Below are 12523 nucleotides of genomic sequence, written 5' to 3' on the forward strand. Positions count from 1 at the left end.
CTAGCCCACGGCCCCTTCCATCTGCAGTTCGATCAGCCGGTTCAGTTCGAGCGCGTACTCCATGGGCAGTTCCCGGGCGATCGGCTCGATGAAGCCGCGCACGATCATGGCCATGGCCTCGTCCTCGGGGAGCCCGCGGGACATGAGGTAGAACAGCTGCTCCTCGCTGACGCGCGACACGGTGGCCTCGTGGCCCATGGTGACGTCGTCCTCGCGGATGTCCACGTACGGGTAGGTGTCCGAGCGCGAGATGGTGTCGACGAGCAGCGCGTCACAGCGGACCGTGTTGGCCGAGTGCTTGGCGCCCTCGCGGACCTGGACGAGCCCCCGGTAGGCGGCACGACCACCGCCGCGGGCCACGGACTTCGAGATGATCGAGGACTTGGTGTTGGGCGCGATGTGGACCATCTTCGACCCGGTGTCCTGGTGCTGTCCCTCGCCGGCGAAGGCGATGGACAGGGTCTCCCCCTTGGCGTGCTCTCCGACGAGGTACACGGCGGGGTACTTCATGGTGACCTTGGAACCGATGTTGCCGTCGATCCACTCCATGGTGGCGCCCTCGTGGGCGATGGCGCGCTTGGTCACCAGGTTGTACACGTTGTTCGACCAGTTCTGGATGGTGGTGTAGCGGACGCGGGCGCCCTTCTTGACCACGATCTCGACGACGGCCGAGTGCAGGGAGTCGGAGGTGTAGATCGGGGCGGTGCAGCCCTCGATGTAGTGCACGTAGGAGTCCTCGTCCGCGATGATCAGCGTCCGCTCGAACTGGCCCATGTTCTCCGTGTTGATGCGGAAGTAGGCCTGCAGGGGGATCTCCACGTGGACGCCCTTGGGCACGTACACGAACGAACCGCCCGACCAGACGGCCGTGTTCAGCGACGCGAACTTGTTGTCCCCCACGGGGATGATCGTGCCGAAGTACTCCCTGAAGATCTCGGGGTGCTCCCGCAGCGCGGTGTCGGTGTCGAGGAACAGGACGCCCTGGCGCTCGAGGTCCTCGCGCAGCTGGTGGTAGACCACCTCGGACTCGTACTGGGCGGCGACACCGGAGACCAGGCGCGCACGCTCGGCTTCGGGGATGCCGAGCTTCTCGTACGTGTTGCGGATGTCCTCGGGGAGGTCCTCCCACGTGTTCGCCTGCTTCTCGGTGGAACGCACGAAGTACTTGATGTTGTCGAAGTCGATGCCGGAGAGGTCCGCGCCCCAGGCGGGCATGGGCTTGCGGTCGAAGTACTTGAGGCCCTTGAGGCGGAGATCGAGCATCCATTGTGGCTCGTTCTTCTTCGCGGAGATGTCACGGACGACTTCCTCGCTGAGGCCGCGGCGCGCGTTGTCGCTCGCCTCGTTCTTGTCCGCCCAGCCGTACTGGTAGGTCCCGATGCCCTCGAGCTCCGGGTTCTTCTCGAGGATGTCGCTGATCACCGACTCCGGCACTGCCGATGCAGCTGGCTTGCGGTCTACTTGATCCGTCATCACGGCCTTCCTTGCTGATGGATGGATAACGTTGCTGGGTTGCTGGGCTGGGCGGTCCCCGGATCCGCCTCCGCGGGTCCGGGGGCGTCCGGGCCGACCGGCACGGCCGGGGCCGCCGTCGTGCGTCCCAGGGGAATGTGGGTGGTGCAGACGTGCCCGCCGCCGGCCAGGGTGGAGAGCCGCCGGACGTCGACGCCGAGCAGGCGGGCGAAGACGCCGGTCTCCTGGTCGCAGAACGCCGGGAAGGCCGAGGCCAGTCCCTGGATGGGGCAGTGCCCCTGGCAGAGCTGCACGCTGAGCATCGCGGGGCGGGTCGCCGCCGGGACGGCCCGCGGTGCGCCCGCCGGCGGGAGGCCCACCGTCTTAGTGGATCCGACGAAGCCGTCGGTGGTCAGGGCGCCGGCGAGGGCGTGGGCCCGCGCGGCGAGGTCGGGGCCCGCGGCCTCGACGATCGGCCGGTAGCGCTCCTCCATGCCGGCGAACCGCGTGCGGGCGAACTCCTCGATGGCTTCCGGGCCCGCCGCCTCCCCGAGCTGCGCCAGTGCAGCGACGGCGATGTCGAGGTAGTCGTTGCCCATCTTGGCCTGGCCGCGCCGGCTGAGGACATAGCGCCGGGCCGGGCGTCCCGCGCCCGTGGTCGATCCACGCACGCGCTTGACCTCGATGAGGCCGTCGGAGGAGAGGGCGTCGAGGTGGCGCCGCATGGCGGCGGGCGTGAAGCCGAGGCGGTCGCCGAGCTCGGCCGCGCTGACGGGGCCGCGTTCGAGGACGGCGGACAGGACCCGGTCGCGCGTCCGCTCGTCGGTGTCCGGCGAGACGATCTGGGCGGTGCGCGCCGACGTGGGGACGTCAGGAGGGACGGCCGCCGGAACGGCGGCGCGGGGCGATGCGGTCACGGTCCATTCCCTCCGTCGGCGACAAAATACACAACATAAGCATGACCTAATGTATTCCGCCCCACCACTTAGGCGAGGCTACCCATCGGGCCGGCCGTCCCGCCTACTACCTGCCGTAGAATAATCGGGTGCCGACATCTTCCCCCGCCCTCGAGATCGATGGTCTCGTCAAGGACTTCGGCCCGGTCGGGGCCCTCGACGGCCGGATGGTCCGCGTGCTCGACGGCGTGAGTCTGCGGGCCGAGCACGGCGCCGTGACCGTCCTGCTGGGAGCCAACGGCGCCGGCAAGACGACGACCCTCGAATGCGCGCAGGGCCTGCAGCGCGCCGACGGCGGCCGGGTCAGCCTCCTCGGCGCCGATCCCTCCCGGGCCACGCCGCACCTGCGGGCGCGCGTCGGGGTGATGCTGCAGGACGGCGGACTCCCGCCGTCGGTGCGCCCGCTGGCCCTCCTGCGCCACGTCGCGTCCATGTACGCCGATCCCCTGCCCGTCGACGCCCTGGCGGAGCGCCTGGGCCTCGACGAGTTCGGGGCCGTCTCCATCCGGCGCCTCTCCGGCGGGCAGAAGCAGCGCCTCGCCCTCGCCTGTGCCCTCGTGGGACGCCCCGAAGTGGTCTTCCTCGACGAACCGAGCGCCGGCCTCGACCCGCAGTCCCGCACCATCGTGTTCGAGCTCATCAGGGAACTCCGTGCCGACGGCCTGGCCGTCATCCTCACCACACACCTGCTCGACGACGCGCAGAGACTCGCCGACTACGTCTACATCCTCGAGGGCGGCCGCACCGTCGCCGAGGGCACGGTCGCCGAGCTCACGGCCGACGCCGACGGCGCGCGCGAGTTGCGCTTCGAGACCGTGCCCGGGCTGTCGTTCCCGCCCGATCTCCTCCCCCATCTGCTCCAGCGTGAGACGGAGCCGGGACAGTACGTCCTCCGCGGACCGCTCACGGCCGACGACGTCGCCCGCCTGGCGGGGTGGTGGGTCGCCTGCGGCGTGATGCCCACGGGCATCTCCATGGCACCGCGCTCGCTCGAGGACGTCTTCCTCGACATCTCCGGACGGAGCATCCGATGACCCTCTCCGCACCGGTCCCCGCCGGCACCCCGGCGGCCCGCGGGGCCGCGGCCCCGCTGCCCACCCGGGTCCTGCGCCATGGCGCGTACGAGGCCCTGGCGATGCTCCGCAACGGGGAGCAGCTGGTCCTCGCGATCGTGCTGCCGCTCCTGGCGCTCGCGGCGCTGGTCATCACGCCGCTGCTGGACGCCTACGGGGCGGACCGGATCGACGTCGCCGCTCCGGGCGTCCTCGCCCTCTGCACGATGTCCACGGCCTTCACGGGCCAGGGCATCGCCACGGGATTCGACCGCCGCTACGGCGTCCTGCGCTTCCTGTCCACGACGCCGCTCGGCCGGTCGGGGCTGATCCTCGGCAAGGCCGTCGCGGTCGCCGTCGTCCTCGCCGTGCAGCTCGTCGTGATCGGCGGTGCCGCAGCCCTGATGGGCTGGACGCCGGAGCCGGCGGGGATCCTGCCCGCGGCCCTGCTGCTGCTCCTCGGTTCGGCAGCCTTCACCGCGCTCGGGCTCCTCGTCGCCGGAACGCTCCGCCCCGAGGCGACGCTCGCGGTCACCAACCTCGTGTGGATCCTGCTCGCGGCGGCGGGCGGCGTGATCATCCCGGCGGCCAGCCTGCCCGACGCTGCCGAACCGTACATCTCGGTGCTCCCCTCCGCCGCCCTGGGCGACGGCCTCCGGAGCGCCCTGGTGGACGGCGTGTTCGATCCCATCGCGTGCCTCGTGCTCCTGGCCTGGGCCGCCCTCGCTAGCCTGGCGGCCATCCGCTGGTTCAAATGGAGCTGACAGCATGACTCTTCCCGCGCTCTCCCGCCTCACGGGCGCCCTCCCACGCACCACCACCCCTGTGGTGCGACGGCTGGCCGTCGCCTCCCTCGTCTCGCAGATCGCGATCGTCGTGACCGGCGGGGCCGTACGCCTCACCGCGTCCGGACTCGGCTGCCCGGAGTGGCCGCGCTGCACGGCCGACTCGATCGTCACCACACCGGAGATGGGCTTCCACGGCGTCATCGAGTTCGGCAACAGGCTCCTGACCTTCGTGCTCGTCGTCATCGCCGTGGCCATGATCGTCTCCGTGCTCGGCATGCGGCGGCAGCGCAAGGACCTGTTCCGCCTGTCGATCGGCCTCTTCCTCGGCATCCCCGCGCAGGCGGTCATCGGCGGCATCACGGTGTGGACGGACCTGAACCCCTGGGTGGTGGGCCTCCACTTCGTGGTCTCCATGATCCTCGTGGCCGTCGCGACGGTGCTCGTCAACCGTGCGCGGATCGACACCGAGCAGTATCGGACCGCCCGCCCGCCCGCCGCGCCGCCGCTGCTGCGCCAGCTGCTCCTGACCTCGACCGTGCTGACGTCGATCACGATCCTGCTCGGCGTCGTCGTGACGGGATCCGGCCCGCACGCCGGCGACCACGGTGCCGCCCGCAACGGCCTCGACTCAGACCTGATGACGCGCCTGCACACCCTCCCGGTGTACCTGCTGGTCGCCACGGTGGCCCTCGCCGTCGTCGTCGCCTACCGGGCCGGCGTCCACGCGAAGCTGCGCAGGGCCGTGGTGCTGCTCGCCGCGGTGGTGCTGGTGCAGGGCGCCATCGGGTACGTCCAGCACTTCCTGCACCTGCCCATCGCCCTCGTGGCGTTGCATATGCTCGGCGCGTCGCTGCTCATGTCCGCGGCCGTCCACGCGCAGTACACCGGGACCACGACCCGGACCCTGCCGGGCACGGCGGCCGCGACCAGGGTGCCGCAGGCCGTCTCCTAGCGGAAGCGCCGCACCCCACGTCCGGGTCAGTCGTCGTCGAACTCCGCCTCGAGGACGTCGAGGAGCCGTCCCAGTTCGCGCAGCTCGGAGCCCGGGCTCGGCAGCAGGGGCGGGCGGGGATCCCCCGCGGCGATGCCGCAGGCGCGGGCCAGGAGGTGCAGGCCGCTGATCCTGCGCAGTCCCGCGACGTGGTCCACGAGGGGCGCGAGGACTCGCCGGACACGCTCGGTCTCCGCCCGGTCACCGGCGACGACGGCCGCCCGGAGCCGGGCGTAGTAGTTCGGCAGCAGCGCCGCCGGCCCGCTGTGCCAGGCATCGGCCGACACCTCGCCGGTCATCATCAGGAGGTCCCCGCTCACGCCGTGGCTGAACGGTGCCGTGACGAGCCGGGACAGTGCGGAGTGCCGGGCATTGAAGGTCCCGGCGTCCGCGGCGGTGTCCTTGAACGCGACGACGTCCGGCAGCGACGACAGCTCGGCGACCACCTGCAGCGAGTAGTCGAACTGCGTGGTGCCCGGGTTGTTGTAGAGGCAGATCGGCAGATCCGTCGCGTCGTCCACCGCGCGGACCTGCGCCAGGACCTCGTCGTCGGTGAGCGGTACGTAGGAGACCGGTGAGAGTACCAGGCCGGCCGCTCCGGCGGCCTGCGCGTCCGTCGCGGCCTCGAGCACCTCGCGCGTGCCGACCGAGCTGATGCCCACGGCCACGGGGAGCCTGCCGTCCACGGCCTCGATGGCGGTGCGCGCCACCCGGGCCCGTTCGCCGCGGTCGAGGTAGGCGAAGCTCCCGGAGGAGCCGAGCACCGCGAGGGCGTCGACGCCGGAGGAGGAGAGTCCGTCGACGAGGATGCGGAGGTCCGTGTAGGAGACGGAGCCGTCCGGCAGGAACGGGGTGAGGGGGTAGGCGATCAGGCCTGTGAAGTCCATGGGTGCAAGCCTAGGGCCGGCAGTGCCGATCCGTGCCGGCACTGCCGGGATCCGGTCCCCGTGACCGGCACCCGGGAGTCGGCGGTGCCGCCTCAGGCGAGGACTGCCGGGCCGACGAAGGGGTCGATGGCGAGGGCGAGGAAGAGGACCGTGAGGTAGCTGATCGAGCCGTGGAAGACCTTCATCGCGGCCTTCGGGTGCAGCTCTCCGCGGTGGGCGAGCGAGTGCAGCCGGTGGGCTTCCCGGATGAACCAGGCGCCGCCCGCCACCGCGGCGACCGTGTAGACCCAGCCTGCGCCGGCCGGGACCAGCAGGAGCGAACAGGCCGCCATGGCCCAGGCGTACAGGACCACCTGGACGGAGACCGCGCGGGCCCCGGCGATCGCCCCGAGCATCGGCACGTTGGCGGCGTTGTAGTCGTCGCTGTACTTCATGGACAGGGGCCAGTAGTGCGGGGGCGTCCACAGGAAGATGATGAGGAACAGCACGACGGCGGGCCACTCGACGGCGTTGGTGACCGCGGCCCAGGCGATGAGGACGGGCATGCAGCCCGCTGCTCCGCCCCAGACGATGTTCTGCGACGTGCGCCGCTTGAGGACGAGCGTGTAGACCACCACGTAGAGGAAGATCGCCGCGACGCCCAGCATGCCGGCGAGCGGGTTGGCCCCGAACCAGAGCACGGCGATCGCGACGACGCCGAGGATCCAGGAGAAGACGAGCGCCTCCCGCGGCGTGACCTCACCGGTGACCAGGGGTCGGTTCTCCGTGCGGTGCATCAGCTTGTCGATGTCGCGGTCGATGTAGCAGTTGAACGCCCCGGCGCTCCCTGCCGCGAGGGCGCCGCCGATCATGGTCGCCAGGATCAGGCCGACCGGCGGGAACCCGCCCTGCGCGAAGATCATGGTGGGAAGGGTGGTCACCAGGAGAAGTTCGATCACGCGAGGCTTCGTCAGCGCCAGATAGGCCTTCGCTTTGCGACCGAAACCCTGACGGGCCTGCGGGGAACGTGCCGGAGCAGGAGCCTGCTGGGTGTTCACAAGGCAACACTTTCGTTTTTTCCGGGGTAAAAGACAAGGTCCATCATACCCTTTTACGCCCTGTAGAAATCGGCGGCGGGATCCCGTCCATCAGGCCCTCCGCGCCACCACGGATCGTGCTGGACGACTTTGTTCGACACCCACGTCCCGTGACGGGCCGGACGGGATAGTGTGGGTTGGAAAGCCCGCTGCGGAAGTGTGCCCGGAACAAGCGGTCCCGGCGCAGTGCTGTCCCGACGGGCTCGACAACCGCAGCATTCAATGGTGAACGGCCAGCCCGACGGCGTGCCTGAAGGCACGTCCCCGTCGCCGGCCGTTCCGGACTGAGAGGGGCCCGGAAACGTGCCGCAGACGCAAGAGCAGGAACTGACCTGGACCGAACTCGACCAGAAGGCGGTCGACACGGTCCGCATCCTGGCGGCGGACGCCGTCGAGAAGGTGGGCAACGGACACCCGGGAACGGCCATGAGCCTCGCGCCGGCGGCCTACCTCCTGTTCCAGAAGCTCATGCGGCACGATCCCTCGGACCCCGAGTGGACGGGACGCGACCGTTTCGTCCTCTCCCCCGGCCACACCTCGCTCACCCTCTACATCCAGCTCTTCCTGTCGGGCTACGGCCTCGAGCTCGATGACCTGAAGGCCCTGCGCACGTGGGGCTCCCTCACCCCGGGCCACCCCGAGTACCGCCACACCAAGGGCGTGGAGATCACCACCGGTCCGCTCGGCCAGGGTCTCGCGACGTCCGTCGGCTTCGCCTACGGCCAGCGCCGCCAGCGCGGCATGTTCGACGCCGACGCCCCCGCGGGCACCAGCCCCTTCGACCACACCATCTGGGTCATCGCCTCCGACGGCGACCTGCAGGAGGGCGTGACGTCCGAGGCGTCCTCGCTCGCCGGCCACCAGCAGCTCGGCAACCTCGTGGTGCTCTACGACGAGAACCACATCTCCATCGAGGACGACACCGACATCTCCTTCACGGAGGACGTCCTGAAGCGCTACGAGGCCTACGGCTGGCACACGCAGCGCGTGGACTGGACGAAGACCGGCGCCTACGTGGAGGACGTCGCGGAGCTGTACTCCGCGCTCGTCGCGGCGAAGAACGAGACCTCCCGGCCGAGCATCGTGTCGCTGCGGACCATCATCGGGTACCCGGCGCCGAACAAGCAGAACACCGGCAAGATCCACGGCTCGGCCCTCGGCTCGGACGAGGTCGCAGCCCTCAAGGAGGCCCTCGGCTTCGACCCGGAGAAGCACTTCGACGTCGACCCCGAGGTCCTCGAGCACGCCCGCGGCGTCGTCCGTCGCGGCTCCGAGGCGCACAGCGCCTGGCAGGAGGGCTTCGACGCCTGGACGGCCGCGCACCCCGAGGAGACGGCTCTGCTCGAGCGCATCCAGGCCCGCACGCTCCCCGAGGGCTGGGAGGCGTCCCTGCCGACGTTCGAGGCGGGCAAGGACATGTCCACCCGTGCCGCGTCCGGCAAGGTCCTCACCGCGATCGGCCCCGCGCTCCCCGAACTGTGGGGCGGCAGCGCCGACCTCGCGGAGTCGAACAACACCACGATCGAGGGGTCGCCGTCGTTCATCCCCGAGAGCCGCCAGACCAAGTCCTGGTCCGGCAACCAGTACGGCCGCGTGCTGCACTTCGGCATCCGCGAGCACGCCGCCGCGGCGATCGTCAACGGCATCGTGATGCACAGCAGCACCCGCGCCTTCTCCGGCACCTTCCTCATCTTCAGCGACTACCAGCGTCCCGCCGTACGCCTCGGCGCCCTCATGGGCGTCCCGGCGATCTACGTCTGGACCCACGACTCCATCGGCCTGGGCGAGGACGGCCCCACGCACCAGCCCGTCGAGCAGCTCTCCTCGCTGCGCGCCATCCCCGGGCTCGACGTCGTCCGGCCGGGCGACGCGAACGAGGTCGCCGTCGCCTGGCGCACCATCCTGGAGAACACGGAGAACCCGGCAGGGCTCGTCCTGACGCGCCAGAACATCCCCACCTACGAGCGGGGCGAGGGCGCCGCCGAGGGCGGGACGTTCGGCTCGGCCGAGGGTGTCGCGAAGGGCGGCTACGTGCTCGCCGAAGCGACGAACGGCTCCCCCGACGTCATCCTCATCGGTACGGGCTCCGAGGTCCAGCTCGCCGTGGAGGCCCGCACGGCCCTCGAGGCGCAGGGCATCGCGGCACGCGTCGTCTCCATGCCGTGCCTCGAATGGTTCAACGCGCAGGACGCCGGCTACCGCGAGAGCGTCCTGCCCCGCACCGTCCGGGCCCGCGTGTCCGTCGAGGCGGGCGTCGCGCAGAGCTGGCACGGGATCGTCGGCGACGCCGGCCGCATCGTGTCCCTCGAGCACTACGGTGCCTCGGCCGACTACAAGACCCTCTACCGCGAGTTCGGCATCACCGCCGACGCCGTCGTGGCGGCGGCGAAGGACTCCCTGGAGGCTGTCGCCGCCGATCCCCTGGCGCCCAACGGCTCCCCGGCCCTGCCGTCGGGCCACCGCGCCACCGAGACCGGCGACCAGCAGTAACCACCCCACCCGTTCCAACCGTCCAGCACACATCTTCCGCGGCAGCGGACAAGGAGCACACACCATGACTACCCCCACAGCTGATCTCTCGGCCGCCGGCGTCTCCATCTGGCTCGACGACCTCTCACGGGAGCGCATCAACTCGGGCGCCTTCAAGCACCTCATCGAGGACCGCAACGTCGTCGGCGTCACCACCAACCCGAGCATCTTCGCGGCGGCCCTCAAGAAGGGCGAGTCCTACGCCTCCCAGGTGGGCGCCCTCGCCGAAGCCGGAGCCGACGTCGACCAGGCCGTCTTCGACATCACCACCCACGACGTCGCCCAGGCCTGCGACATCTTCGCCGCGGAGGCCAAGCGCACCAACGGTGCCGACGGTCGCGTGTCCATCGAGGTGGACCCGCGGCTCTCCCGCGACACCGCGGGCACCGTGGCCGAGGCGAAGCGGCTCCACGCCAAGGTGCAGCGCACCAACGTCCTGATCAAGATCCCGGCGACCGTCGAGGGTCTGGAGGCGATCTCCTCGACCCTGGCCGCCGGCATCAGCGTCAACGTCACCCTGATCTTCTCCCTCGAGCGCTACCGCGCCGTCATCAACGCCTTCATGGTCGGCCTCGAGCAGGCCCGGGAGAACGGCCACGATCTCTCGAAGATCACCTCGGTCGCGTCCTTCTTCGTCTCGCGGGTGGACGCCGAGATCGACGCCCGCCTCGATGCGATCGGCACGGACGAGGCGACGGCGCTCAAGGGCAAGGCCGGCCTCGCCAACGCCCGGCTCGCCTACCAGATCTTCCAGGAGCAGTTCTCCTCGGAGCGCTGGCAGGTCCTGGAGGCCGCAGGGGCGAACGCGCAGCGCCCCCTCTGGGCCTCGACGGGGGTCAAGGACCCGAACCTCCCGGACACGCTCTACGTCACCGGCCTCGTCGCACCTCACGTGGTCAACACGATGCCCGAGAAGACCCTCGAGGCCACGGCGGACCACGGTGTCATCGAGGGCGACACGGTCACCGGCACCTACGACGAGTCCAACGAGACCCTGAACCGGCTCGACGCGATCGGCATCTCCTACGACGAGGTCGTCGAGCAGCTCGAGACCGAGGGCCTCGACAAGTTCGTGGCCAGCTGGACCGAGCTCCTCGAGACCGTGCAGGCCGCCCTCGACGCAGCGGAGGGCTGATCCCCATGGGCTCCTTCGCTCTCACCGCCACCGGTGCCGCACTCGCAGCCGTGGAGACCGCCGTCCCGGCCCTCGTGAAGGACCGCTTCGCCTCCCGCCTGATGGCGAAGGACGCGACGCTGTGGGGCACCGACGCCGAGTCCGAGGCGTCGGTCCGCCTCGGGTGGATCGACCTATTCGAAGGCTCGCGCGCCCTCCTGCCGGAGATCACGGCGCTCCGCGCCGACCTCGCGGCCGAGGGCGTCGACCGGATCGTGCTGTGCGGCATGGGCGGATCCTCGCTCGCGCCGGAGGTCATCACGAAGGAAGCGGGCGTCCCGCTCGTGGTTTTGGACGCCACCGACCCCGATCAGGTGCGTGCAGCCCTCGAGGAGGACCTGCAGCGCACGGCGATCGTCGTGTCCTCGAAGTCCGGCTCCACGGTCGAGACCGACTCGCAGCGCCGGGTGTTCGAGCAGGCGTTCACGGACGCCGGCATCGACGCGGCCTCGCGGATCGTCATCGTCACCGATCCGGGGTCGCCCCTGGACGAGGCCTCGAGGAAGGCCGGCTACCGGAAGGTCTTCACCGCCGACCCCGAGGTCGGCGGCCGCTACTCGGCCCTCACCGCGTTCGGCCTGGTGCCGTCCGGCCTGGCGGGTGCCGACATCGAGACGCTGCTCACCGACGCGGAGGACAGTGCGGAGTTCCTGGGCGACGACGTCGAGGACAACGTGGGTCTGCAGCTCGGCGCCGTCCTGGGCGGGACCCTCCCCCTGCGGGACAAGATCGTCTTCGCGGATGCCGGCTCGGGGCTGCCAGGTTTCGCCGACTGGGCCGAACAGCTCATCGCCGAATCGACCGGGAAGCTCGGCACCGGCCTGCTCCCCGTCGTCGCCGCCGGCGACGCCCCGGAACTGGCGGACGTCGCGGACGACGTCCTCCCCGTGGTCCTCGCCCCCATCGACGAGGCCCCCGGCGACGAGCTCGCCGAGGGCACGCGCGTCACCGTCAGCGGCGCCCTCGGAAGCCAGATGTTCGTCTGGGAGTACGCGGTCGCCGTCGCCGGCCGTCTGCTGGGCATCAACCCGTTCGACCAGCCCGACGTCGAGGCCGCCAAGACGGCCGCGCGCGGCCTGCTGGACGCCCAGCCGGAGCCGGCCCCGGCCGCCTTCGTCGACGGGGCGGTCGAGGTCCGGGGGGACGCCGAGCTCCTCGGCTCCTCGACAACGGTCGCCGAGGCGCTCCGGGCGCTGCTCGCCACCCTGCCCGAGAACGGCTACCTCTCCGTGCAGGCCTACCTGGACCGTCACGGCCAGGCGGACCTCGAAGGCGTCCGCGCCCCGCTGGCCGCCGTCACGGGCAGGCCGGTCACCTTCGGCTGGGGCCCGCGCTTCCTGCACTCGACGGGCCAGTACCACAAGGGCGGTTCGCCGATCGGCGTGTACCTGCAGCTGACCGGCGTGGCCGGCGCCGACCTCGCGATCCCCGAGCGCCCCTTCACGTTCGGGGAGCTCATCACGGCGCAGGCCGCCGGGGACGCCCAGGTGCTCGCGGACCACGGCCGCCCCGTGCTCCGCCTCCATCTGACGGACCGCACGGCGGGTGTCGCACAGCTCCGGGACGCCATTTCCACCCTCACCGGATCCGGCGAGGGTCACCACGAGAACGGGTGAGC

10 protein-coding genes are annotated in these 12523 nt (G+C 70.8%); 6 read left to right on the top strand and 4 right to left on the bottom strand.

Features of this window, described 5'->3' with window-relative positions; all coding sequences use genetic code 11:
* Positions 1-1473: a Fe-S cluster assembly protein SufB gene (gene sufB, locus AC4D2E_RS06985; RefSeq protein ID WP_104164841.1), complete on the bottom strand. Its 1473-nt coding sequence runs from the start codon at positions 1471-1473 to the stop codon at positions 1-3.
* Positions 1473-2369: a helix-turn-helix transcriptional regulator gene (locus tag AC4D2E_RS06990; protein ID WP_490952078.1), complete on the bottom strand. Its 897-nt coding sequence runs from the start codon at positions 2367-2369 to the stop codon at positions 1473-1475. Before AC4D2E_RS06990 ends, sufB begins: the two co-directional genes overlap by 1 nt.
* 128 nt (positions 2370-2497) lie before the next feature.
* On the opposite strand from AC4D2E_RS06990, the gene AC4D2E_RS06995 reads away from it, so the two are divergent.
* Genes AC4D2E_RS06995 through AC4D2E_RS07005 form a run of 3 tightly spaced genes read left to right on the top strand, consistent with a single transcriptional unit; the run spans position 2498 to position 5200 of the window.
* Positions 2498-3442 carry an ABC transporter ATP-binding protein gene (locus AC4D2E_RS06995; RefSeq protein WP_258069659.1) on the top strand — a complete coding sequence of 315 codons (945 nt, stop codon included), beginning with the start codon at positions 2498-2500 and terminating at the stop codon, positions 3440-3442.
* The gene (locus AC4D2E_RS07000) at positions 3439-4224 is read left to right on the top strand and encodes an ABC transporter permease (protein ID WP_490952079.1); all 786 of its coding nucleotides are present in this window, start codon (positions 3439-3441) and stop codon (positions 4222-4224) included. Before AC4D2E_RS06995 ends, AC4D2E_RS07000 begins: the two co-directional genes overlap by 4 nt.
* A gap of 4 nt (positions 4225-4228) precedes the next feature.
* Positions 4229-5200, top strand: a complete 972-nt coding sequence (locus AC4D2E_RS07005) for a COX15/CtaA family protein (RefSeq protein WP_490952080.1) — start codon at positions 4229-4231, stop codon at positions 5198-5200.
* Positions 5201-5226: 26 nt separating this feature from the next.
* On the opposite strand, the gene AC4D2E_RS07010 is transcribed toward AC4D2E_RS07005, so the two are convergent.
* Together AC4D2E_RS07010 and AC4D2E_RS07015 are read right to left on the bottom strand one after the other, a co-directional pair.
* Positions 5227-6126: a dihydrodipicolinate synthase family protein gene (locus AC4D2E_RS07010; RefSeq protein WP_490952081.1), complete on the bottom strand. Its 900-nt coding sequence runs from the start codon at positions 6124-6126 to the stop codon at positions 5227-5229.
* Between the two features lie 92 nt (positions 6127-6218).
* Positions 6219-7163 carry a heme o synthase gene (locus tag AC4D2E_RS07015; protein ID WP_104164833.1) on the bottom strand — a complete coding sequence of 315 codons (945 nt, stop codon included), beginning with the start codon at positions 7161-7163 and terminating at the stop codon, positions 6219-6221.
* A gap of 342 nt (positions 7164-7505) precedes the next feature.
* On the opposite strand from AC4D2E_RS07015, the gene tkt reads away from it, so the two are divergent.
* The 3 genes from tkt to AC4D2E_RS07030 all read left to right on the top strand — a co-directional run bounded on the left by tkt (position 7506) and on the right by AC4D2E_RS07030 (position 12521).
* Positions 7506-9692, top strand: a complete 2187-nt coding sequence (gene tkt / locus AC4D2E_RS07020; RefSeq protein WP_490952082.1) for a transketolase — start codon at positions 7506-7508, stop codon at positions 9690-9692.
* 64 nt (positions 9693-9756) lie between these two features.
* The gene (tal, locus tag AC4D2E_RS07025) at positions 9757-10866 is read left to right on the top strand and encodes a transaldolase (protein ID WP_490952083.1); all 1110 of its coding nucleotides are present in this window, start codon (positions 9757-9759) and stop codon (positions 10864-10866) included.
* Positions 10867-10871: 5 nt separating this feature from the next.
* Positions 10872-12521, top strand: a complete 1650-nt coding sequence (locus AC4D2E_RS07030; RefSeq protein WP_490952084.1) for a phosphoglucose isomerase-related protein — start codon at positions 10872-10874, stop codon at positions 12519-12521.
* The last annotated feature ends 2 nt before the right edge of the window (positions 12522-12523 follow it).

The sequence above is a fragment of the Arthrobacter sp. TJ-265 genome (assembly GCF_058269135.1).

Excerpts from the sequence above, each read along its gene's own strand:
- AC4D2E_RS07000 (WP_490952079.1), top strand. The coding sequence starts at position 3,439 with ATGACCCTCTCCGCACCGGTCCCCGCCGGCACCCCGGCGGCCCGCGGG.
- AC4D2E_RS07010 (WP_490952081.1), bottom strand. The coding sequence starts at position 6,126 with ATGGACTTCACAGGCCTGATCGCCTACCCCCTCACCCCGTTCCTGCCG.
- AC4D2E_RS07030 (WP_490952084.1), top strand. The coding sequence starts at position 10,872 with ATGGGCTCCTTCGCTCTCACCGCCACCGGTGCCGCACTCGCAGCCGTG.
- tal (WP_490952083.1), top strand. The coding sequence starts at position 9,757 with ATGACTACCCCCACAGCTGATCTCTCGGCCGCCGGCGTCTCCATCTGG.
- AC4D2E_RS07005 (WP_490952080.1), top strand. The coding sequence starts at position 4,229 with ATGACTCTTCCCGCGCTCTCCCGCCTCACGGGCGCCCTCCCACGCACC.
- sufB (WP_104164841.1), bottom strand. The coding sequence starts at position 1,473 with ATGACGGATCAAGTAGACCGCAAGCCAGCTGCATCGGCAGTGCCGGAG.